Here is a 20321-nt window from a genome sequence, read left to right on the forward strand (position 1 = left end):
ACAACCGCACCGGCGAGTCGGGCGGACGGGGCCAAAACAGACCGTCCTACCGGGGCCAAATCAACCTGTCACAGCCAGTCGCGCCAGGTGCCGTCCAGGATGACCGTCCAACCGTGCCGCAACAGCACACCGGCCCGGCGCAATACCTCGTCGTAGACCATCGACACGTTCTCCGGGGCGTACAGCCCGGCATTGAGCTCGCGCACCCGACCGCCGATGACGCCTGCTGCTTGAAGCTCGCGCCGCACTTCGTCGGTTGAGATGACCTGTGCGCCGACGCGGTGCGCCAACGCGTTGGCCACTGTGGTCTTGCCCGTGCCAGGTCCGCCTCCGACGATGATCAGCCGCACGGTGGCTGACTTGAGATGCTCCAGCGCGATCTCGATGTGCCTGCGCGCATCGACTGGCGCTTCTTGGTGGCCCTGGTCGACGCGAATGCAGTCCACTTTCGCCCGCACCACGGCTCGATAGGCGATGTAGAAGTCCCTCAACGAGTGGGGCGCGTCGTCGTCGGCCGAGTCGAGGTATGCGTCAAGGAAGCGATCAGCCAGATCTCTGCGGCCGAGGAATTCCAGATCCATCGCGAGGAACGCGGCATCGTCGACGCCGTCGACGTATCGCAGCCGGTCGTCGAACTCCAAGCAGTCCAACAGGACAGGCCCGTCGGGCATGCAGAAGATGTCCTGGCTCGGCAAGTCACCGTGACCGTCGACGATCCGTCGTTCAGATATCCTTCGCCCAAACAGCTCGGTTCGGCCGGCGAGGAATTGGTCGGCCAACCGGGTGACCTCGTCCAGTGATCGTTGCGGGATCACTGCTTCCGCGTAGGCCTTGAGTTCGGCGAGGTTCTGATGCCACAGCGCCGAAGTGGCTCTTGCCGTCGCCTCCTCGTCGATCGATTGTCCGCGCGGCGCGTCCCGATGGAAGCACGCCACGTTTTCGGCGATGGCCCTCAAGTGATCGTCGACGGGTTCGCCGTTGCGCACACGGGTGGACAGTCGAGCCGAGTCCGGATAGCGGCGCATCACAATGACGGGTTCGGCCGGGCCCTCGGGCGGATTGAAGTGGCCCACCCCGAGGTAGCTGTCCGGCGAGACCCTGCGGTTCAGTTCGACCTCCCGCCGGCAGGCGCGTTCGCGCAGCGCCGGGGTGGAGAAATCCAGGAAGTCGGTGCGCAGCTGTTTCTTCGCCTTGAACGCGCGATCGCCCATGAGGACAACCACTCCGGTGTGCGTCTCATGGACCTCGGCGCACAGATTGCCCGTCGTCAGCCCGCGAGCTACCCCGGTGCCCGCAGCCGCCGTTACACCCTTCATGACGCCAATATGCCCTGGTAGGCGGCGCTGCGCACAGGCCGGAAAGACCCTCCTCATGAGGACCATCGGCCCTTATTCCCGGGCCCTGGTGGTCCGTGGTCCGCGGCGGGTCGCTCAGTGCGCGTCGGTCAGGCCGGCACGCGAAGCCCTCGCCCGATCAATTTGCTCGGCGGCTGCAAGCCGCTCCGCCTGCGCCCGTGCCCGCACCTGACCGGCGAGCCGCCGGGTTTCGCGGGCATTTGTGCGTGACCGCCGCGCTTGACCGATGACGCTGCGGAACTCTTCTTCACGCGTCGATCCGACGGAGCGGCGATGCTTACGCGCCCGGTAGGCCTTCTGGCGACACGCCGCGCAACAGTACGCCGCGTCGGAGCGGCCATAGAAGTGTGCACCGCACTCCTCGCACCGCCGTGGGTCTGCCGCCACGCACCTACGTTACGTCTATCCGTCACGCTCTGATGGATATTTCATATTTTTGCTTGCAGCGAAATCGCCAGTGCGACAACGGTGCAACCTGATTAGGGGCGTGGCAGACTGGCTCTTGTTCGACGACGTCAATTAATTGCTCGGCCCATTACAAGCAGGCCCGCCTGCGTTCACGAAATGCGACCGAAATATGAAGGGCAAGAAGCACACGCCTCCATTCGGACTGCATCGGCCCGACTATCTGAGTCGAATGCACGAGCAACTCGAGGAGCTGGTCGCAGACCGAGACCGGATGGCCGAACTGTTACAAGTTGTGATCGAGATCGGACCGATCGTCGATCTTGATTGGACTCTGCGCCGCATCGTCGACGCCGCGTTGAGGGTGACCGGAGCACGTTACGGCGCCATCGGGGTATGGGGACCGGACGGGATGCTCGAGTCGTTCGTACACAGCGGGCTCGACGCCGAAACGACAAGCCGAATCGGGGGGCTGCCTGTCGGCAAGGGCCTTCTCGGCGCGATGCGCGACAACGCCAGTCCGTCCGCCGGTCCGCTTCGGCTCAACAACCTGCGCGAGCACCCGGACGCGGTGGGCTTTCCCGAGCACCACCCGCCGATGCAGGCGTTCCTAGGGATGCCGATCAGCATCCGCGAGTCGGTTTACGGCGGGCTCTACGTCACCGACGATCGGCCCCACTTTGAATTCTCTGCCGCCGATGAGGTCACAATCCGCGCGCTCGCGTCAACGGCATCCGTCGCCATCGACAACGCACGTCTCTTCGAGCGAGTAAAGGCATCTGCCCGATGGACCGAAGCGAGCAGAGCGATCACGGCCGCATTGCTGTCGGACAACCACCGAATGCGTCCGCTTCAGCTCATTGCGCAGCGGGCGATGGAGCTCACGGACGCCGAACAGGCCATCGTGCTCGGGGCAGTCGAGCCCGATGACCCCGACGGCACTGTCGAGAGCCTGGTGATCTCCGCGGCTGTGGGCAGATACGCCGACGACGTTTTAGGGCAGATCGTCCCCATCGACGAATCGACGACCGGCGAGGCCTACCGGTCAGGGAAGCCGCAGCTCACGGAGAAATTCCGGCGGCCGATCCAGGCGTTCACCGACGTCGGCGAGCGGCCGGCCATCGTCATGCCGTTGCGGGCGGAAAATGTGACGCTCGGTGTGATCGCCCTTGCTCGCAGCGCGTCGCAGCCACCCTTCGACGCCACATACCTCGACCTGGTCAGCGATTTCGCCGATCACGCCGCAATCGCATTAACCCTGGCCGCGGCCCGCGACCGAGCCGAACAGCTGTCGGTCCTGGCGGACCGCGACCGGATCGCCCGCGACATGCACGACCAGATCATCCAGCGCATCTTCGCCGTCGGCCTGGACCTGCAGGGGCTAGCTGGACGCATTCACTCAACCGAGATAGGACGGCGCCTGGCCGGGTGCATCAATGATCTGCAGGACATCATCGACGACGTCCGACGCACGATTTTCGACCTGCAGCACGTCCAACACTCACAACGTGCGCTATCCCAGCGTATCCGGGACGCCGTCGGCCGTTTGACCGAGCATCGGGACATCATGACGTCGGTTCGGCTGAGCGGGCCGGTCAACGTGGTGGCGAACGAGTTGGCCGACGACGTCGAGGCCGTCGTCGTGGAAGCGGTCAGCAATGCGTTGCGCCACTCCGAGGCCGCCACAGTGATCATCGACGTCGCCGTGGGTGACGAGCTGACCTTGAACATCGTCGACGACGGCCGCGGGATCCCCACCGACAACCGGCGTCACAGCGGATTGGCGAATATGGCGTGCCGCGCCGAGCGTCACGGCGGCCGATGCACGGTGTCCAGCCCCGCAGGCGGCGGCACCCTCGTCAGCTGGACAGCGCCGATCTGAGCGTCGCGGCCCTCACTGCGGTGCGCGGCAGATCATCACCGGTACCGGTGAGTGGTGCAACAAGTTCAGCGTCGTGGAGCCGAGGACGGCGCTGGTGAGCGTGTTGCGCCCACGGTTGCCGACGACGACCAGCTGTGCGCCGTCGAGGTCGATCTGGTTCAGCAGTGCCGATGAGGGATCCGACGTTTCGAGATTGCAGGACACCTCGACGTCGGGATGACGTTGGCTGTGGCGGTCGACTCGGTCCGTCAGCTGCCGGCGCACGGCGGTTGCCACCAAGTCCCAATCGATCAGGAGCGGATTGCTGACACCCCCGACGGCGCAGCGCATCCGCCACGCGTGGACCGCCGCGAGCTTCACACCGAATCGCTCGGCGAACTCGAAGGCGTTCTCCAATGCGCTTGTGCACGACGGTGATTCGTCCACCCCCACGACGATCGGCTGGTCGGTCGGCGCTGTGTTCTGTCCGCGCCAGGCCACGACGGGACATGAGGCGCGTGTCGCGACCGCCAAGGTCGTCGATCCGAGGAACAGCGCGCCTGCTGCGGTGACGTGTGACCCTCCCACGACGATCATGCGGGCCGTGTTAGTGAGCTGAAGCAGGATATCGACGACGGGCATGTCCGTCGACAGCGCCGTCACCTTGAGGTCCGGACTCTGCGAATGCACTGCGGCGACGGCGCTTCGCACGATGGTCTCGGCGCTGTCGCGTTGAGAAACCGTCGCCGCGGCTCTTATCGCCGCAACGGTGCCGGTCAGTTGGTGGCCGACGTTTCCGAGCCCGTGCACGATGTGCAGGGTCTTCCCGAGTCTTGCCGCGACGACACCGGCCCACCGTGCGGCATTCAGCGCGCCGTCGCTTTCGTCGACACCGACGACCACCCCGTCCGCGCGGCTTCCCATGATGCCGATGATGGTCGAGCAACCGTCGGTAACGCAGAGGCTAAAGTCCCGCGGCACTGGGGCCCATCGCCCCCATCGGCGTTGCTGCCGGCCGCCATACCGTGTTGACCATGGTGAACGGTGCGGCGATACAACCGGTGGTGGTCGGCATCGACGGCTCGGAAGCAGCGGTCACCGCCGCGCTGTGGGCCGTCGACGAGGCCGTCGACCGTGACGTCCCGCTGCGGCTGGTGTATGCCACCGGCGCCACCTCGCAGCCCTGCCAGGCCCCCTACTTTGTCACCGACGTCGCGGTGGAATACGGCGAAACCTGTTTGCGCGCAGCGTCTTCCATGGTGGCCGCCACGGGTAAAACGGTAAAGACCGAGACCGACATCCTGTGGGGTGAAGTGGAATCCAGGTTGATCGCCGAGTCCCGGTCGGCCGCGATGCTGTGCGTGGGATCGGTCGGTATCGACTGGTTCGCCGGACGCGTGCTCGGGTCCACCGCGACGGCGATGACCGAGAATGCCGAATGCCCGGTGGTCGTCGTCAGATATCCGCGCAAGGTCCACACCAGAAAACACACCCCCTGGGTCGTCGTAAGCGTCGACGACCGCGACGGCACCGACGAGCTGATGGGTGTCGCGGTCGACGAGGCCAGGTTGCGCGGAGCAGCCGTGCTCGCGGTCGCCACCTGGGGCTGTCTGCGCAGCGATCGGTCATCGGCCGATCTCGACCGGCGCGTCCAAAGGTGGCGCGACGCGCACGAGGACCTACACATCCACCAAGTCGCCACCGCCAGCGGACTTCCCGAATTTCTGGTGATGAACAAGGCGCACTTCGTGGAGCTGGTGGTGCTGCCCGCCGACGACGCCGACCAGGTTCGCGCGATCATCGGATCCCACTGCCAGCCGCTGGTGCCGTACGGCGAATGCTCGGTGATGGTCGTTCGCTGACGACAACACTGGCTTCGGGCGCGCCGGCGGCGAAACAGGGCCGTAAGACCCTGCCGCGGTGACCATCGGCCCTGGTCTGCACGGGCCCAGGCAGCGCACAGTCGAGGTGGAAGATCGGAGGCCGGGCATGCGCGACACCATCGTCGACACCGAAGTCATCAAGCGCGCCGTGCAGATCGCCTGCCGCGCGCCCTCACTTCACAACAGCCAGCCGTGGAAGTGGGTGGTCGACGGCGGCGTGGTGCACCTCTACGTCGATCCGAGCCGGGCGCCTCTGCACACCGATGAGTCGGGCCGGGAGACGCTGATCGGCTGCGGCGCCGTTCTCGACCACTTCCGCGTGGCGATGGCGGCCGCCGGCTGGACGGCGAACGTGGAACGGTTCCCGAACCCCAACAATCTGCATCACCTGGCGTCGATCGACTTCAGCCCCCTGAGGTTCGTCACCGAAGGCCATCGGCGCCGCGCCAACGCCATCATGCTTCGACGCACCGATCGCCTGCCCTTCGCCGCCCCGCCCAACTGGAGGTCCGTCGAAGCGACGCTGCGTGCATCCGTCGACGAGGACGACGTGCGTCTCGACGTGGTGCCCGATGAGCTGCGACCCGAACTCGCCGAGGCATCACATCTCACCGAGGCCCTTCGCCTCTACGACTCCTCCTACCACGCCGAGATCAACGACTGGACGACCGATTTCGGCACCGCCGACGGAATTCCGTACAGCTCACTGGTCTCTGCGGCCGAAAGCGAGCGCGTCGACGTCGGCCGCAGCTTCCCGGTCACCCGCAATCCCGAGCGGCGTTCGGAGGTCGCCGAGGACCAGGCCAAGATCGTCGTGTTGTCGACATATGACGACACCCACAAGAGCATGCTGCGCTGTGGCGAGGCGCTGTCGGCGGTACTGCTGGATGCGACCATGGTCGGCCTGGCAACCTGCACGCTGACCCACATCACCGAGTTGCCAGAAAGCAGGAAGGTGTTGTCCACCCTGATCGGGTCCGCGGCAACGCCGCAGGTTCTCGTGCGGGTAGGCCGAATACCCAGCATCGAGGACGTCGGTCCCCCGACGCCGAGGCGGCCGATCGAGGAGGTTCTCGAAATCCGGCAGGAGCCGCAGTGAGCACTGCTCGCAGAGCCCCTGCGGTTGTCGTCGGCATCGACGGCTCGAGATGGGCCGTCGACGCCGCGCTGTGGGCCGTCGATGAGGCGGTGAGCCGAGACGTGCCGCTGCGCCTGGTCTACGCCATCGACCCCGATACGGTTACCCGGTCCGCGTACGGCACCGCCGCACACGACCTCGCCGTGGCGGAGAACGCGATTCGGGACGCCTTCGTTGCCGTCGAGTCGATGAGCGAACCGGTCAAGATCGAAGTCGAAATTCGACGCGAGGCGCCGATATCGGCGCTTCGGGCCGCCGCGAAGTCGGCGGCCTTGCTTTGTGTGGGCGCGCGAGGGCTCATGAGCGACCGCGTCGGTCCTACCGCCACCGCGCTGGCGGCCTCGGCACGCTGTCCGGTGGCCCTCGTTCTCAGGGTCCGACGGCCCGGCCGGCCTGGCTGCGTGGTGGCCGCGGTGGACGAGGCGTCGACTGATGACAGGGTGCTGCGCCGTGCGCTCGAGGAGGCGCAACTGCGCAGGGCACCGCTGCGGGTGGTGACCATGTGGCATGCCCGGTACACCGATATCCACGACGACCGCGCTGCCGCCGAGGGCAACCGGCTGGCGCGTGCGCGGCTGCAGCGTCGGCTGACCGAATGGAAGACCCGCTACCCCGGTGTCGACGTGGAGGCGGTCGCCGTGCAGGGCAACCCGCTCAACTATCTGGCCGCCAATGCGGAGGCGGTTCAACTGCTGGTCGTCGCCCGTGACTGCGTCCACAGCGCGATGGAGGTGCTCGGCCGACCGAGCCGCGGCGCCATCGCTGGCAACAAGTGTTCTGTGTTGATCTGCCCCTCGCAGAACGTATCGTGAGCAGGGCAGACGTTGGGAGGTCCGGACATGGTCAAGGTCTTTCTGGTCGACGATCACGAAGTCGTCCGACGGGGGTTGATGGATCTGCTCGATGCCGATGACGAACTGGAGGTCGTCGGCGAAGCGGGTTCGGTGGCCCAGGCCATGGCGCGCATCCCGGCCCTCCAGCCCGACGTCGCTGTTCTCGACGTGCGGCTGCCCGACGGCAACGGGATCGAACTGTGCCGAGACCTGCTGTCCAAAATGCCCAACCTGCGGTGCCTGATGCTCACCTCCTTCACCTCCGACGAGGCGATGCTGGACGCGATACTGGCCGGCGCAAGCGGATACGTCGTCAAGGACATCAAGGGAATGGAGCTCGCCAAGGCGGTCAAGGATGTTGGTGCGGGCCGTTCCCTGCTCGACAACCGGGCGGCCGCGGCGCTGATGGCCAAGCTGCGCGGTTCGGCGGAGAAGTCCGACCCGCTGGCGGGCCTCAGCGAGCAGGAACGCGTACTGCTAGATCTGCTGGGCGAGGGGCTGACCAACAAGCAGATCGCGGCCCGGATGTTCCTCGCCGAGAAGACGGTGAAGAATTACGTGTCCCGGCTGCTTGCGAAACTGGGCATGGAAAGACGAACGCAAGCCGCTGTTTTCGTGTCCAAACTCGATCGGCCCGATCGCTCCAAATTCGACGAATAGTCCCGGCCTCGAGTCACCGGTTCTCGCGACACACCATCACCGGAATCGGGGAATGCTGAAGCAGATTGAGCGTGGTCGAGCCGAGAACCGCGCTGGTGAGCGGATTTCGGCCGCGGTTGCCGACCACGATGAGTTGAGCCCGGTCGGCTTTGCCTCTATCCAACAGCGCCACTGATGGTTTTGTCGTCTCGATGAAGCACGCGGCGGACACATCGGGATGTCGTTGGTTGTGGCGATCGACGGCGTCGGTCAACTGCGTCCACTCGGCGGCTTCGAGCCCCGTCCAGTCGACCGGCAGTGTGTTCGCCACCGCCGCAAGAGGTCCGAACGCCGACCGTGACCGCACCGCGGCGACCTTGCACCCGAACGCATCCGCGAATTCGAACGCCGCCGCCAGCGCCGCCTCCGACGGGGCGGAGCCGTCCGTTCCGACGACGACCGGATCGCTGGTCGGAGCGCCGCGCCGGTTACGCCACGCCACCACGGGGCAGGCGGCGTGGGTGGCCACCGCAAGCGTGGTCGAACCCAGCAACAACGCGCCCGCGGCGGTGACTTCCGAATTGCCGACGACGATCATGCGGGCGGTCTGGCTGAGCTCGATCAACGCCTCGTCGGCCGGTGTCTCGGTCGACTCCGTCGTCAACTCCAGATCCGGATGCTCGGCTCGCACGGTGTCGACGGCGCTGCGCAGGATGATCTGGGCGTAGTCGCGCTGGTAGGACATGGCCGCTGCGCGGATGACCAGAACGGTGTCGGTGAGATTGTGCCCGAAACTGGGCATGGCATGCAGGATGTGCAGCGACGTCTCGAATTTCGCTGCGACTGCGGCCGCCCAGCGCGCCGCGTTCAACGAGTCGTCGCTGCCGTCGACGCCGACGATGACTGCGCCCTGCGACATGCTCATTCGAAGGCCCGTCCGTCCAAACGCCTGACCACGTTGTGCAACGGCCGACGCGGCGTGGCGGGCAACGGGTCGGCGTTGACCGGGGCCCACCCGATCCGCAGAAGCATCTGCGGGTGACCATCGGCGCCAAAGACATCCTCCGCCACTCTCTTTCGGATGTCCTCCACTTCAAGCGGTTCGGTGATCGGACAGCTGGACAACCCCGCGGCGGTGGCGGTGAGCAGCACGACGCTGGTGGCCTCGCCTGCACGTAGCCACGCCAACTCGTCGTCCTCGGCCGTGCCGAGGGCGACGACGGTCGCATTATCTTCTGCCGCAGGGTCATTCGCCGTCTGCGTCAACGCTGGGCCGGCGAAAGTGCGTGCGGGCAGTACCGAGTTGAAGTCCGGCTCGGGGGTGTTGCGTGCCGGCACCCCCGCCGTTGAGGCATAACGGCCGCTCCACTCCGACAACTCCGCCAGGTACTCGGGATCGGTGGCATGACGCCACGCGGCCTCTGCGATAAGCCGTTTGAGGTTTGTCAGTTCGTCCACGCGGCGAAGCATCACCCCGGCGCGGGCCGCGCGGGCGCCCATCAGGGCGATATGGCCTTGCGGCACCGGCCAGGACGAGTAGTTCCTGCGATCGGTGCGTCGCCGTGGTATCGCCGCTGCCAGGGTGACATCCGTTTCGGTGGGCGGATAGCGGTGCAGTTCGACCGCCGCAAGGTGATGGGGTTCCGCCGGATTGGGAAACCGACTCACCTTGGCCTGCCAGCCAAGTGCGGCGAAGGCGATTGTGCAGTGATTCAACGTCGCACCACAGCTGAGCATCAGGTCACGCGCATCGGGATCGGTATGTGGCAGATGCAAACCGGGATCGGCGTAGAGTTGCAGGCTGCGCTCGCCCACCCGCCATTGCCACGGTTGCGAGTTGTGCACCGACGGAGCGCGCACGGCCAGCGTCAACGCCGACCGGATCGTCTCGGTGTCCGGGAATTGTGCGCTCATTGATTCGGTACCTCGCTCACGAAAAGATTCGTTGTGCCCAGACTGCCCGGCGCTCATCGAGTTATCGAGGGTCCAAAGACCTTCGCCCGTCGCCGAGATACCCCGCTTTCGGCGATGTTCAGGACCCCCGGGCGACGATGACCGGCATCCGTGCGGCCTGCGCGACCGCCGAACTCACCGAACCCAGCAGAAGCCCTGCGAATCCGCCGTAACCGTGGCTGCCCACGACGAGCAGCTGCGCTCGCTCCGATTCCTTGAGCAGCCGTTGGGCCGGATTGTCGGCGCAGACGATGCGGTGAACGACGACGTCCGGGTATTGCTCGCGCCAGCCGGCGAGACGTTGAGCGAGCTCTTCCTCGGCCTGTTCCTGCACCCCCTCCAGGGGCACGTCGACGCGGAAGTCGGCGCTGTTCATCCACGTATGGATGGCAAGCAGGTCGACACCGCGACGGTCGGCCTCCTCGAAGGCGATCTTCGTCGCCAGCTCCGACGCGGGCGAGCCGTCGATGCCGACCGCCACCGGAGCGGACGACGGGTGCTCCATCAGCGGGTCCTCGTCATGGATGATCGCGACCGGGCAATATGCGTGGTGCACCAGACCGGAGCTGACGGAGCCGAGCAGCAGTCTTTGCACGCCGCCGAGACCGCGGCTTCCGACCACGATCATCTCCGAGTCCTTGGACATGTCGACCAGCGTGGGGACTCTCGGGCCGGAGATCACGCGATCGTGGATGTCGATGTCGGGCGTGCGGCCGAGCGCATCGGCGACCACCTCCAGCGCGTCGTCGACCACTTGCTTGGCGCGACGCTCACGCTCCTGGGCGAATGCGTTGGTAATCGGTAGATCTACCCATGGTCCGATCTCGTCGCCGGCCAGAACGTGCACCACCGTAAGGGGAACACGGCGCAAAGCTGCATCGCGCGCGGCCCAGTCGGCGGCCACCCGCGATGCGGGCGACCCGTCGACGGCGACCACGATGCCGTGCGGTTTCGACTTGCCCGTCCGTGGTGCCATTTTCGTGTTCTCCTTCTCCTACGGCGGGTGGCTGATCACTGGCGCAACCGCAGCGTATGGCCGTGGGGCCGGCTCTTTCATGAGGCGTTCGTCATGCCTGCGATGGCCAAAAGACCTCTGTCATCCGGACGGGGTGATCAACCCGTAGTGCCCGTCGTAGCGCTGATACAGCACGCTGGCGCGGCCTTGTGCGGCGTCGATGAAGAACAGGAACGGCAACCCGAGGACGCCCAGCCGCTCGACCGCCTGCGCAACGGTGATGCAGGGCGGCGGTTGCGAACTGATCGTCAACGGCAGCTCGAACGGCGCCAGCTGGTCGGCCGGGCAGGGGGCGACTTGTGCCAGCCGGAATCCCGTTGGCCCGCCGCGATACAGGACACTGGCCATTGACGTCCCCAACTCGGTGAAAAGGTGAAAGTCGTAGTCGAGCAGGTCCATTTCTGCGGCGGCATCGTCCACACTGCACGGCGCTGCGCTGAACGATTTGTGCCGGACGATGCGGCGCTCCTCGACAGGGAGCCCAGTGCCCGCGGTGCGCGCGGCCACGGGGTTCATCCTCTTGCGTCGAGGTACGCGTCGTCCTGCGGCCCGTTCGAGGCCCGTGCGCAGCCGGTCTTCGAGTAGATCGATCGCTTCAGTCGCGGTCGCGCCGTAGGCCTGTGCCCGCACCAGCCGACCGCTCACGTCGAGATTGGCCTGCGCCACCACGGGCCGCGACACCGCCGGATCGGCGAGTTCTGTGAGTTTGACTCGAGCACGCAGCACGGGACGGTGCGCGAATCGGCCGAGTCCGCCGATCTTGCGCCTGGCATATTCGGCGGCATCGGTCAGGTCTGGCCGTGTCGTCACCTCGACGTCGAATTCGCGTGTCATATCGGGTCCTAACGTCATAACTTCATCGCAGGCTGCGCGGTGGGGTCACCGCTGCTGATCTCGAGGCGCCCGCTTTCGGCAGGCAAATGGTGGGTCGCCACGACCACGGTCCGCCACGGCTCGAACAGACCGCCGTCGCCGGCCAGCAGCATCTTGATGAAGGCGGCGGCGTCCTCGGCGTCCAGATTCTCGGTCGGCTCGTCCAGCAGCACGACAGGGCTGGTGGTGATCAACGCGCGGGCCAACAGCAGTCGCCGCCGTTGACCTGCCGACAGTGCGTCGGCGCCGCCGACGAGCACCGTCGCCAATCCGTCCGGCAGTCCCTGCAGCCATTCGGCCAGCCCGACGCGGGCCAAGGCGTCGACTAGTTCCGGCTCGGTCGCGTCTCCGCGCGCGACACGTAGATTGTCCGCCACCGTGGTGGCGAAGATGTGGGCGTCCTCAGCGAAAAAGGCGATCCGTGACCGTAACTCGGCTTCTGCGATCGCTTCGATGGGCACCCCGCCGAGTTCGACGGCGCCGCCTCGGGGCGGGAGAAGCCCTGCCAGCGTCATGAGAAGTGCGGTCTTGCCGGCGCCGCTCGGCCCGACGATCGCCAGGCGCGCACCGGCTGCCAACTCCAGATCCAGCGGCCCGACTTCCACGGTTTCGGAGTATCCGCTGACAAGCGACCTGGCGACCAGCCCGTCGCCAGGCGAAAGCGCCTGTCGGGAAACCCTTTCAGGTCTCGCAACGTTTCCGGTGATCAGCTCGCTGAGCCGATGCGTGGCCAACCGCGCGCGGAGCAAGGCGACGGCCGCGGCGGGCAGCGACCCCGTCGCCTCGAAGGCGGACAACGGCAACAGCATCAACACGGCGACAGTCATCGGGGCGGCAACGTTCGCCAGACCGATCCCGGTCAGCGTCGCCCCGAAGACCGCAGTGCCGATCGCCAGCGTCTGCACCGCCGCGGCGAGTGCGGCAGGTCGCGCCGCGGAATCCTCGGCGTCGCCCCATTCGCGCTGGCGCGCGGCGACATCGGCGATGACGTCCGATATCCGGCCACCCACCCGCAGTTGATCGGCATGATCGAGCGCGGTCATCGCCGCGACGTCGCGGGCCTCGCGCTGCCGTGCCGCCATGCGCTGGCTCGAGACGACGGCTCGGCCGGCCAGCCACGGTGCTAGCGCACCGGCGAGGAGCAGACAGATTGCCAGCAACACGGCCACCGTCGGCGACATCACGGCCACCGCCGCCACCGCGGCGAGCCCGAGAACTGCTGCGACGGCGATCGGTAACACCGCGCGCACCAAAAGATCCGACAGCTCGTCGACGTCGCCGCCGAGCCGTGTCACCAGTTGACCGCTGCGCAGCCGCATCACCTTGTCGGAGAACCCGTGTGCCATGACCACGCAGGGACTCGACGCGGAATCCGACACTGGGCGGTAGAGCGTGCCGACACACCGACAGCCACCGGAGTCGAACGAGACACGCTCAACGGTGTACTCGGTCATCGCTGTCGAACGGCGCTCTACGGCGCCTCGTCGATGACGTGCACAGCGGCCTCTTCTGCCGACGCGGCTCCCCCGCTGATGCCTACGTCTTCTGCCACAAGTTCGGCGTCGGTGTCTTCGCCGAAACCCATGTCCGGGGCCACAAGTCGGCCCGCCCGTGATCGCCCCACCTCACGATGGCTGGGGAATTCGGCATCGCGTTCCGCTTCGGCGGCCTGCGCCTGCTCTTCGCTGTCGGAGAGCATGCCAAGTCGCGATACGGGGTCACGCTCTTCCTCGGCCAACAGCTGATCCATGGTTTCCGGCTCGCTGTAGGCGCCGCGGGCGTAGGGCCGTTCGGGCGGTGAATACCCCTCGTCCAGAACGTCGTCGACGCCGCGGTCGATCAGCGTGTCGGCCGGCTGAAGCTGGTCGTCGTCGTCAACTGTGTCGCTGCTAACCACCGGGAGTTCCTTTCGCATCAACGTTGCCGCGCGACGATCACCGGAACGCGGGCCGCTTGGGCGACCGCACTGCTGACCGAGCCGAGCAACATTCCCGCGAAGCCGCCGCGGCCATGGCTGCCGACCACGACGAGCTGAGCGTCCTCGGACTTCTCGAGGAGGTGCCTTGCGGGATCCTCGAATTCGATCGATCGGTGCACGGTCACCTCCGGATAGCGTTCCTGCCAGCCTGCGAGGGCTTCGGCGAGGGTCTTGTCGGCGGCCGCTTGCACAGCGGCCGCGTCGACGCCGAAAACGCTGGACATGTCGGCATCGCTCCAGACATGCAGGGCCACCAGTTCGACTCCGCGCCATGCGGCTTCGTCGAATGCGATCTCGGTCGCCAATCTCGATGCGTTCGAACCGTCGATACCGACCAGCACGGGCGCCTGTGCCCGCTGCTCGGCCGTGATCTCGTCGTGGATCACTGCCACCGGGCAGTGTGCGTGGTGGATCAGGCCTGTGGTGACCGAGCCGAGCAAGCGGCGGTGCCTGCCGCTTCGGCCGCGGCTGCCGACCACGACCATCTTGGCTGTCTTGGACAGGTCGACGAGGGTCGGCACGGCTCGGCCCAGGCGCATCTCGCTGTTGATCTCCGGCCGGTGGGCACCGGCGGTGGCCTCTTCGGCGAGCTTCACCGCGTCGCTGAGGATCCTGCGGGCCTCGGCTTCCTGCGCCGCGAGGATTTCGTCGGGAATCCTGCCGCCGGGTGACACCAGCGGCGATATGGCCGTCGGCACGGGCGGGACGGTGTAGACGGCGGTCAGCGGTACCCGACGCATCACCGCCTCCTGCGCTGCCCAGCGCCCCGCCACCTGCGAACAAGACGAGCCGTCGACCCCCACGACAACTCCGTGGGTCAAGACCTGCTTAGCCATGACGTCCCTCCTTGCTCGACGACTGTCCATGACGCTAGGACTTTGCTGCGGCATGGGCCGGAGGCAATGGTCCCCAGGATGAGGACCAAGGTCACATGTGCTGGGGCCGTTCTGCTCCCGCGACGTGGCACGCGAAATTCCTACCTTGGTGCCATGACCTATGTGATCGGTTCGGCGTGCGTCGACGTCATGGACAAATCGTGTGTACTCGAATGCCCCGCGGACTGCATCTATGAGGGTGCACGGTCGCTCTACATCAATCCCAACGAATGCGTCGATTGTGGTGCATGCAAGCTGGTGTGCCGGGTCGAGGCGATCGAATTCGAAACCGACCTGCCCGAAGAGGAACGCTGGCACATCGAGGACAACGCCGCGTTCTTCTACAGTGTGCTGCCCGGCCGCGACAAGCCGCTAGGCGACCCCGGCGGCGCGCAGGCCGTTGGCCGGGTCGGCGTGGACACCCCGCGCGTCGCGGCGATGCCGGCCAAACCCGCGTCACCGCACTGAATTTGAGGAGACTCCTCGATGATCGAGCTATTGCCCGACATGCCCGACGGCGTCACCGGTTTCCGCGTGTCCGGCCGGGTGAGCGGCCAGGAGATGCGCGACTTCAAGCCGACGATGGAGCGGCTGTTGAAATCCGACGAGATACGACTCGTCGAGGTCATCACCGAGGACTACGAGGGGTTCGGGCCGGGCGGCTTGGCCGAGGACCTGAAGATGGGAATCGGCGCATTGGTGCGCAATCATTCGGCCTTCAAGCGCGTCGCCGTGGTCACCGACAAGGAATGGATCGCCCATACGCTGCACGCGCTGGGCTGGATGGTTCCCGGCGAGATCGCCCTTTTCAGCGAGGCCGAGCTGGACCGCGCGAAACAGTGGGCGGCCGGATGATTCAGCCCTCGTTGTCCGGATTGACCTTGCTCATGGTGTCGGAGACGGCTCGTTCCAGGCTGGCGATCGTCGAATTGGGGTACGGCACAGCAACATACGCGTCCGCGTGCTTCAACGCCCGCTTGGCCCACAACTCGTCAAGCGCACCGACGACGCTGATGACGACACCCGTCGCGTTTTCCAGATGTTCGGCGATGTCGTGACGCAAACCAGCTTTCAGCGTGTGATCGGCGAACTTTGCGACCGTGGCGCCTGCGGCCGCACCCACAGCCACCGATATCGGCAGGGTCGGCATCATCAGCACACCGAGCAGAAAGCCCATGCCCGCGCCAACGATCGCGCCCGTGCGGCCGTGATGGCCGCTGCTGGTGTCGAGAACGATCGGCATCCCCTCAGCGTTCTTCCCGAGCAGAACCGACTCGCGAACGTTGAAGCTCCGCTTTTTGATCTGCCTGGCCAACTCGGCGAAATCGTCGCGGGCACAGTCCAGGTCGCAATAGCACGACACCATGATCAGATCACGTTTATCGGGGGTGGTCGATGACTGACTTGTCTGCGGCTCCATGGGATCCTCCTGTGACTTGGCCTCAGTCAACTGGAGAGCATCGGCCCGCGACAGGGCACATCGTCATCGGAGCGAGGATCATAGTGCCCGGTAAGCCTCGGTCTTCTTGGGATCGGTAGCCGTCATGGGTGGATCTACTTGGCGCCATGCCGACGCCGCCCCGGCGCCGCACGACGAGAGGGACACACCAATGAGCATCATCCCCGCCCGCGTTCACGAGTCTGTGCAGCGGGTCGACCGCACCTACAGCCTCGTGACGGGCATCATGGCCGGCATCGCCGCAGTGGTCGCGCTGTGGAAAATCTTCTGGCTCGTGTTCACCGCGGCCACACTGCCGATCCTCGGATACTCCGGACTCTGGCTGGCGATATCGCTCGCCTGGTGGGCTGCGATCGCGGTGCTCGGCGCGTTCTGGGCCGTGGTCTTCCTGCAGCGCTACACCAAGCAGCCCTGACAACCGGTCGGCGTCAGGCCCGCCCGACCCGTCGCGAGACGGAATCTACGCAGGCCCTCACTCGCAGTTCTGCTGCCTAGATTCCGTTTCGCGCCAGCAATCGAGCGGCCTCTGCGATGAATGCATCGACATCATCCGGCTGGGTGTCGAAGCTGCACACCCAGCGCACCTCGCGGCGCGCGGCGTCCCAGTCGTAGAAGCGGAAGCGCTCGCGCAGCCTGTCGGCGATCCCCGGCGGCAGGATGGCGAAGACGGCGTTCGCCTGCGTCGGCTGGGTGAATTCGATGCCGCGGAGGATGCCGTCGGCGATGCCCGCCTCCAACCCGGCACGCAGGCGCGCCGCCATCGCGTTTGCGTGGCGGGCGTTGCGCAGGTGCAGATCGCCGTCCAACAGCGCGATGAGTTGCGCGGACACGAACCGCATCTTCGACGCCAGCTGCATCTGCTGCTTGCGCAGATAGCGCAGCCCGTCGGAAGCCTCCGCATCGAGCACCACCACCGCCTCGGCGCCCAGCGCGCCGTTCTTCGTGCCGCCGAGGGTGACCACGTCGACGCCGGCGTCGGTGGTGAAAGCCCGCAGCGGAACATCGAGCGCCGCAGCGGCATTCGACAACCTGGCGCCGTCCATGAACACGCGCATGCCGCGCTCGTGGGCATAGTCGGCGATTGCGCGCACCTCGTCAGGGGAATAGACGGTGCCCAGCTCGCTCGACTGGGTGATGTAGACGACCAGCGGCTGTGCCCGATGCTCGTCGCCCCAGCCCCAGGCCTCCTCGGCGATGAGTTCGGGGGTGAGTTTGCCGTCCGTCGTCGGCACCGGCAACAGCTTGATGCCGGCGACCTTCTCTGGCGCTCCCCCTTCGTCGGTGTGGATGTGCGCCGTCTTGGCGCAGACGACCGCGCCCCAGCGGGGCAGCATCGACAACATCCCGACGACGTTGGCGCCGGTGCCGTTGAACACCGGAAAAACCTGCACACCGGCACCGAAATGTCGGGCACACACCTCCTGCAGGCGGGCCGTGTAGACGTCGTCGCCGTAAGAGACCTGATGGCCGTCGTTGGCGGCGGCGATCGCAGAAAGCACCTCGGGGTGCACGCCGGAGTAGTTGTCGGAGGCGAAACCGCGGATGGTCGGGTCGTGCAGTGTGGTCACGACTTCCCAATCTAGGCCGTAGGTGCCTCACCTTTCCCCGCGAGCAGACACTCGTGCCCGCAAAAGCCCAGGACAGGGCGGACCTTAGCGTCTGCTCGCGGGAGAGGCTGGGAGAGGCGTTAACCTGGCGCCATGACCAGTAAGCGAGTGCCAGGTGGGGTGGTGCATGAGCTGCCCGCTGATTTGCGCACCGCCCTGACCGCCAACGACACAGCTTTGGAAGCGTGGAACGACATCACGCCGCTCGCGCGCAACGAGTTCATCTGCTGGGTCGAGGACGCCAAGCAGGACAAGACCCGGGAGCGACGCATCCGCCGGACCCTCGAGGAACTCGAGGAAGGCAAACGCAGACCGTGCTGCTGGCCGGGCTGCAAACACCGCGAGCGCACCGGCAAGGCCACCGCCCCGACCCGTTGACGATTGCCAAAGTCGCCTGCCGGGGGTCGGCCCCGCGTTACCGTCTAGTCGCCGCGACCGACCCGAGGAGGCGACATGGACTGGTATCGGACCGTGGTGGTCGGGACCGACGGCTCGGAGTCCTCATTCCGCGCGGTTGAGCGCGCAGCCGAGGTGGTCGCCACTCAGCAGAACGCCAGGCTGATCATCGCCAGCGCGCATGTCCCGCATACCGAAAAGGGCGGCTGGTCGCGACCGCCGTCGCACGACCATGTCGTGGACCCGCGTGCGGCAGACTCCCTGCGCGCAGAGGGCTACATGCTGCACGGCAACGCGCCCGTGTACGGAATCCTGCGCGACGCGCACGAGCGGGCGAGCAAGGCAGGCGCGACAAGCGTCGAGGAGCGGGCGATACCCGGAGCGCCGGTGCCCGCACTGGTGAAGCTGGTTCGAGAGGTACAGGCGGATCTGCTCGTCGTCGGCGACGTCGGGCTGGCCTCGACCGCTGAGCGGCTGCTGGGCTCGGTGCCCGGCGAGGCCGCCCGCAAGGCCAAGATCGACATCTTGATCGTGCACACGGCCGACTAGCGGAACGACGGCTCACCAATAGCGCAGCGCATCGGCGAAGACCCGCGCCAACATGGGCTTGTCGGTCTCGACCGGCGCATTCTGCAGCAGGCGTTGTTGCGGCCACGCCCCTTCGGCGAGTTTCTCGCAGTCGGACTCCCCGTACCCGACCGCGGACAACCCGTTGGGCATGCCGACCTCTTGCATGATGCCCATCAGAGCGTCGGCCAGCACTTCTCCTGCATCCTCGTCCGCGGCGCCGTCGGTCTCGGCGCCCAGCTGACGGGCGGCTTCCAGGTGCCGCCGCGGAGAAGTGGCCGCGGTGATGCGGAAAACCGAAGGGGCATTGAGGATTACAGACATGCCGTGCGGCACCAGCGGTTCGGATTGCGGGTACCCGTCGGGCCGGAACTCGCGCACCTGCCCGGCCACCGCATACGCCATCGCATGCGGGATGTGTACGCCGGCGTTGCCGAACGCGATGCCGGCAAGCGTTGCGGCCCACATGGTTTGCTCACGGGCCTCGCGGTCTTCGGCATCGTTGACCGCGCGCTGAAGATACTGGCCGAGGAGCCGCAGCGCCTCCAGGCTGCCGAGGTCGCTCCACGGGTTGGCGCCCTGGCTCATCGGTCGAAGACTGGGCCGGGGCGTCGCGGAGCGGCGCACGAACGGCTTGGCGGTGTACGACTCCAGCGCGTGCGACAGCACATCCAGGCCGCTGCATGCGACGACCCGTGCCGGCAGGCTGTCGGTGCAGTCCGGGTCGACCAGCGCTTCGGTCGGACGCAGTGCGGGCGAGGCGATTCCGGTCTTGGCCTCCAGCGACAGCAGATCGAAGATGGCGATGCCGGTGACTTCGCTTCCCGTGCCCGACGTCGTCGGGCAGGCGATATGCGGCTGCAACGGAACCGGCACCGGAATGCCTTCGCCCACCGGCGGATTGACGTAGGCGAGGAAGTCGGCCGGGTGGCTGACGTACAGGTTGGCCGCCTTGGCGGTGTCCATCACCGATCCGCCGCCGACGGAGACGTAACCGTCCGGCCGCGCCTCTGCCGCGTATGCGGTGGCGTCCTTGAAGGACTGGTCGGTCGGTTCGATGTGGACATCGGTGTAGATGACGACGTCGACGCCTGCGGCGCGCAGCGAGCGCTCGGCGGTTTCGAAGACCGGCAGGGTCGAAACGGCGGCATCGGAGAACAACGCCACCCGCGTCATGCCGAGGGCACGGGCGCGGTCCCCCAACTCGGCCAGGCAGCCGCGGCCGAAGGTGATCCGCGACGAGTCGACGGTGAAAGTGGAATCCAGCGCTTCGTCACCGGTGGGATGGTAATGACAGCAGCTCATCGCGCCTCTCGATGCGTGTAGGCCAGAGTTACGGCAGCTTGATGACCGAGGTGTACATCTCCACGATAGGCGGTTAGAGGTCGACGTCGTCGAGCTCGCCGCCTAGGAGCCTGCTGAATTAATCCCGCGTGGCGGGCGTGGTTCTGCTGGGGTTTTCGGGATGATTGACGGGTGCAGGG

The 20321-nt window shown here is 66.5% G+C and carries 22 protein-coding genes and 1 pseudogene; 10 read left to right on the top strand and 13 right to left on the bottom strand.

The window, feature by feature from the left end; genetic code table 11:
* Positions 1-77: 77 nt before the first annotated feature.
* Together CQY20_RS28825 and CQY20_RS34275 are read right to left on the bottom strand one after the other, a co-directional pair.
* A pseudogene (locus CQY20_RS28825) lies at positions 78-1316 on the bottom strand (bifunctional aminoglycoside phosphotransferase/ATP-binding protein); the annotation flags it as partial.
* Between the two features lie 114 nt (positions 1317-1430).
* Positions 1431-1742 carry a hypothetical protein gene (locus CQY20_RS34275; RefSeq protein WP_109789755.1) on the bottom strand — a complete coding sequence of 104 codons (312 nt, stop codon included), beginning with the start codon at positions 1740-1742 and terminating at the stop codon, positions 1431-1433.
* Between the two features lie 250 nt (positions 1743-1992).
* Here CQY20_RS34275 and CQY20_RS28830 point away from each other — a divergent pair, with 250 nt between their 5' ends.
* Positions 1993-3642 (top strand): sensor histidine kinase, encoded by a 1650-nt coding sequence (locus CQY20_RS28830; protein ID WP_097944009.1) that lies wholly within the window; start codon positions 1993-1995, stop codon positions 3640-3642.
* Positions 3643-3654: 12 nt separating this feature from the next.
* Here the strand turns inward: CQY20_RS28830 and CQY20_RS28835 are convergent, their stop codons facing one another.
* On the bottom strand, positions 3655-4545 hold the full coding sequence (locus CQY20_RS28835; protein WP_097943973.1) for a universal stress protein: 891 nt from the start codon (positions 4543-4545) through the stop codon (positions 3655-3657).
* A 110-nt stretch (positions 4546-4655) separates the two neighbouring features.
* On the opposite strand from CQY20_RS28835, the gene CQY20_RS28840 reads away from it, so the two are divergent.
* The 4 genes from CQY20_RS28840 (at position 4656) to dosR (ending at position 8135) form a co-directional block, all read left to right on the top strand.
* Positions 4656-5483 carry a universal stress protein gene (locus CQY20_RS28840; RefSeq protein ID WP_097944011.1) on the top strand — a complete coding sequence of 276 codons (828 nt, stop codon included), beginning with the start codon at positions 4656-4658 and terminating at the stop codon, positions 5481-5483.
* Positions 5484-5610: 127 nt separating this feature from the next.
* Positions 5611-6603: an Acg family FMN-binding oxidoreductase gene (locus tag CQY20_RS28845; protein WP_097943975.1), complete on the top strand. Its 993-nt coding sequence runs from the start codon at positions 5611-5613 to the stop codon at positions 6601-6603.
* Positions 6600-7454 (top strand): universal stress protein, encoded by an 855-nt coding sequence (locus CQY20_RS28850; RefSeq protein ID WP_097943977.1) that lies wholly within the window; start codon positions 6600-6602, stop codon positions 7452-7454. Before CQY20_RS28845 ends, CQY20_RS28850 begins: the two co-directional genes overlap by 4 nt.
* Positions 7455-7481: 27 nt before the next feature.
* Positions 7482-8135, top strand: a complete 654-nt coding sequence (gene dosR / locus CQY20_RS28855) for a hypoxia response regulator transcription factor DosR/DevR (RefSeq protein ID WP_097943979.1) — start codon at positions 7482-7484, stop codon at positions 8133-8135.
* A gap of 13 nt (positions 8136-8148) precedes the next feature.
* Here dosR and CQY20_RS28860 read toward each other — a convergent pair whose 3' ends face one another.
* The 7 genes from CQY20_RS28860 to CQY20_RS28890 all read right to left on the bottom strand — a co-directional run bounded on the left by CQY20_RS28860 (position 8149) and on the right by CQY20_RS28890 (position 14769).
* On the bottom strand, positions 8149-9039 hold the full coding sequence (locus tag CQY20_RS28860; protein ID WP_097943981.1) for a universal stress protein: 891 nt from the start codon (positions 9037-9039) through the stop codon (positions 8149-8151).
* The gene (locus tag CQY20_RS28865) at positions 9036-10028 is read right to left on the bottom strand and encodes an Acg family FMN-binding oxidoreductase (protein WP_097943983.1); all 993 of its coding nucleotides are present in this window, start codon (positions 10026-10028) and stop codon (positions 9036-9038) included. The genes CQY20_RS28860 and CQY20_RS28865 overlap by 4 nt, the downstream gene beginning before the upstream one ends.
* A gap of 118 nt (positions 10029-10146) precedes the next feature.
* Positions 10147-11043, bottom strand: coding sequence for a universal stress protein (locus CQY20_RS28870; RefSeq protein ID WP_097943985.1), 897 nt, complete (start codon positions 11041-11043; stop codon positions 10147-10149).
* 120 nt (positions 11044-11163) lie between these two features.
* On the bottom strand, positions 11164-11916 hold the full coding sequence (locus tag CQY20_RS28875; protein WP_234816462.1) for a ribosome hibernation promotion factor: 753 nt from the start codon (positions 11914-11916) through the stop codon (positions 11164-11166).
* A gap of 14 nt (positions 11917-11930) precedes the next feature.
* Entirely contained in the window at positions 11931-13301 is a 1371-nt protein-coding gene (gene cydC, locus CQY20_RS28880) for a thiol reductant ABC exporter subunit CydC (RefSeq protein WP_234816464.1), read from the bottom strand.
* A gap of 125 nt (positions 13302-13426) precedes the next feature.
* On the bottom strand, positions 13427-13870 hold the full coding sequence (locus tag CQY20_RS28885) for a DUF5709 domain-containing protein (RefSeq protein WP_097943991.1): 444 nt from the start codon (positions 13868-13870) through the stop codon (positions 13427-13429).
* Positions 13870-14769, bottom strand: a complete 900-nt coding sequence (locus tag CQY20_RS28890; protein WP_097943993.1) for a universal stress protein — start codon at positions 14767-14769, stop codon at positions 13870-13872. Before CQY20_RS28890 ends, CQY20_RS28885 begins: the two co-directional genes overlap by 1 nt.
* Before the next feature lie 153 nt (positions 14770-14922).
* Between CQY20_RS28890 and fdxA the strand changes: the two genes are divergently transcribed.
* Positions 14923-15276: a ferredoxin gene (fdxA, locus tag CQY20_RS28895; protein WP_097943995.1), complete on the top strand. Its 354-nt coding sequence runs from the start codon at positions 14923-14925 to the stop codon at positions 15274-15276.
* An 18-nt stretch (positions 15277-15294) separates the two neighbouring features.
* Positions 15295-15663, top strand: coding sequence for a SpoIIAA family protein (locus CQY20_RS28900; protein ID WP_097943997.1), 369 nt, complete (start codon positions 15295-15297; stop codon positions 15661-15663).
* Between the two features lies 1 nt (position 15664).
* Here the strand turns inward: CQY20_RS28900 and CQY20_RS28905 are convergent, their stop codons facing one another.
* Positions 15665-16228 (bottom strand): DUF1269 domain-containing protein, encoded by a 564-nt coding sequence (locus CQY20_RS28905; protein ID WP_097943998.1) that lies wholly within the window; start codon positions 16226-16228, stop codon positions 15665-15667.
* Between the two features lie 190 nt (positions 16229-16418).
* On the opposite strand from CQY20_RS28905, the gene CQY20_RS28910 reads away from it, so the two are divergent.
* Positions 16419-16682: a hypothetical protein gene (locus CQY20_RS28910; RefSeq protein WP_097943999.1), complete on the top strand. Its 264-nt coding sequence runs from the start codon at positions 16419-16421 to the stop codon at positions 16680-16682.
* A gap of 76 nt (positions 16683-16758) precedes the next feature.
* Here CQY20_RS28910 and CQY20_RS28915 read toward each other — a convergent pair whose 3' ends face one another.
* The gene (locus CQY20_RS28915; RefSeq protein WP_097944001.1) at positions 16759-17835 is read right to left on the bottom strand and encodes a threonine aldolase family protein; all 1077 of its coding nucleotides are present in this window, start codon (positions 17833-17835) and stop codon (positions 16759-16761) included.
* Between the two features lie 132 nt (positions 17836-17967).
* Between CQY20_RS28915 and CQY20_RS28920 the strand changes: the two genes are divergently transcribed.
* Both CQY20_RS28920 and CQY20_RS28925 read left to right on the top strand, forming a co-directional pair.
* Positions 17968-18252: a YdeI/OmpD-associated family protein gene (locus CQY20_RS28920; protein ID WP_097944003.1), complete on the top strand. Its 285-nt coding sequence runs from the start codon at positions 17968-17970 to the stop codon at positions 18250-18252.
* A 75-nt stretch (positions 18253-18327) separates the two neighbouring features.
* The gene (locus CQY20_RS28925; RefSeq protein ID WP_097944005.1) at positions 18328-18819 is read left to right on the top strand and encodes a universal stress protein; all 492 of its coding nucleotides are present in this window, start codon (positions 18328-18330) and stop codon (positions 18817-18819) included.
* A gap of 12 nt (positions 18820-18831) precedes the next feature.
* Here CQY20_RS28925 and CQY20_RS28930 read toward each other — a convergent pair whose 3' ends face one another.
* A complete protein-coding gene (locus tag CQY20_RS28930) occupies positions 18832-20142 on the bottom strand; it encodes a hydroxyacid-oxoacid transhydrogenase (protein WP_097944007.1) in 1311 nt (436 codons plus the stop codon).
* Positions 20143-20321 lie beyond the last annotated feature (179 nt).

This window comes from Mycolicibacterium agri (assembly GCF_002553505.1).
In the GTDB taxonomy this organism is placed as follows: Bacteria; Actinomycetota; Actinomycetes; order Mycobacteriales; family Mycobacteriaceae; genus Mycobacterium; species Mycobacterium agri.

What these genes read in the sequence shown, in the direction of transcription:
- CQY20_RS28830 (WP_097944009.1), top strand. Translation starts at nt 1,993, where the DNA reads ATGCACGAGCAACTCGAGGAGCTGGTCGCAGACCGAGACCGGATGGCC.
- CQY20_RS28835 (WP_097943973.1), bottom strand. Translation starts at nt 4,545, where the DNA reads ATGGGAAGCCGCGCGGACGGGGTGGTCGTCGGTGTCGACGAAAGCGAC.
- CQY20_RS28840 (WP_097944011.1), top strand. Translation starts at nt 4,656, where the DNA reads ATGGTGAACGGTGCGGCGATACAACCGGTGGTGGTCGGCATCGACGGC.
- CQY20_RS28845 (WP_097943975.1), top strand. Translation starts at nt 5,611, where the DNA reads ATGCGCGACACCATCGTCGACACCGAAGTCATCAAGCGCGCCGTGCAG.
- dosR (WP_097943979.1), top strand. Translation starts at nt 7,482, where the DNA reads ATGGTCAAGGTCTTTCTGGTCGACGATCACGAAGTCGTCCGACGGGGG.
- CQY20_RS28860 (WP_097943981.1), bottom strand. Translation starts at nt 9,039, where the DNA reads ATGAGCATGTCGCAGGGCGCAGTCATCGTCGGCGTCGACGGCAGCGAC.
- CQY20_RS28865 (WP_097943983.1), bottom strand. Translation starts at nt 10,028, where the DNA reads ATGAGCGCACAATTCCCGGACACCGAGACGATCCGGTCGGCGTTGACG.
- CQY20_RS28870 (WP_097943985.1), bottom strand. Translation starts at nt 11,043, where the DNA reads ATGGCACCACGGACGGGCAAGTCGAAACCGCACGGCATCGTGGTCGCC.
- CQY20_RS28875 (WP_234816462.1), bottom strand. Translation starts at nt 11,916, where the DNA reads ATGACACGCGAATTCGACGTCGAGGTGACGACACGGCCAGACCTGACC.
- cydC (WP_234816464.1), bottom strand. Translation starts at nt 13,301, where the DNA reads ATGGCACACGGGTTCTCCGACAAGGTGATGCGGCTGCGCAGCGGTCAA.
- CQY20_RS28885 (WP_097943991.1), bottom strand. Translation starts at nt 13,870, where the DNA reads ATGCGAAAGGAACTCCCGGTGGTTAGCAGCGACACAGTTGACGACGAC.
- CQY20_RS28890 (WP_097943993.1), bottom strand. Translation starts at nt 14,769, where the DNA reads ATGGCTAAGCAGGTCTTGACCCACGGAGTTGTCGTGGGGGTCGACGGC.
- fdxA (WP_097943995.1), top strand. Translation starts at nt 14,923, where the DNA reads ATGACCTATGTGATCGGTTCGGCGTGCGTCGACGTCATGGACAAATCG.
- CQY20_RS28900 (WP_097943997.1), top strand. Translation starts at nt 15,295, where the DNA reads ATGATCGAGCTATTGCCCGACATGCCCGACGGCGTCACCGGTTTCCGC.
- CQY20_RS28905 (WP_097943998.1), bottom strand. Translation starts at nt 16,228, where the DNA reads ATGGAGCCGCAGACAAGTCAGTCATCGACCACCCCCGATAAACGTGAT.
- CQY20_RS28910 (WP_097943999.1), top strand. Translation starts at nt 16,419, where the DNA reads ATGAGCATCATCCCCGCCCGCGTTCACGAGTCTGTGCAGCGGGTCGAC.
- CQY20_RS28920 (WP_097944003.1), top strand. Translation starts at nt 17,968, where the DNA reads ATGACCAGTAAGCGAGTGCCAGGTGGGGTGGTGCATGAGCTGCCCGCT.
- CQY20_RS28925 (WP_097944005.1), top strand. Translation starts at nt 18,328, where the DNA reads ATGGACTGGTATCGGACCGTGGTGGTCGGGACCGACGGCTCGGAGTCC.
- CQY20_RS28930 (WP_097944007.1), bottom strand. Translation starts at nt 20,142, where the DNA reads ATGAGCTGCTGTCATTACCATCCCACCGGTGACGAAGCGCTGGATTCC.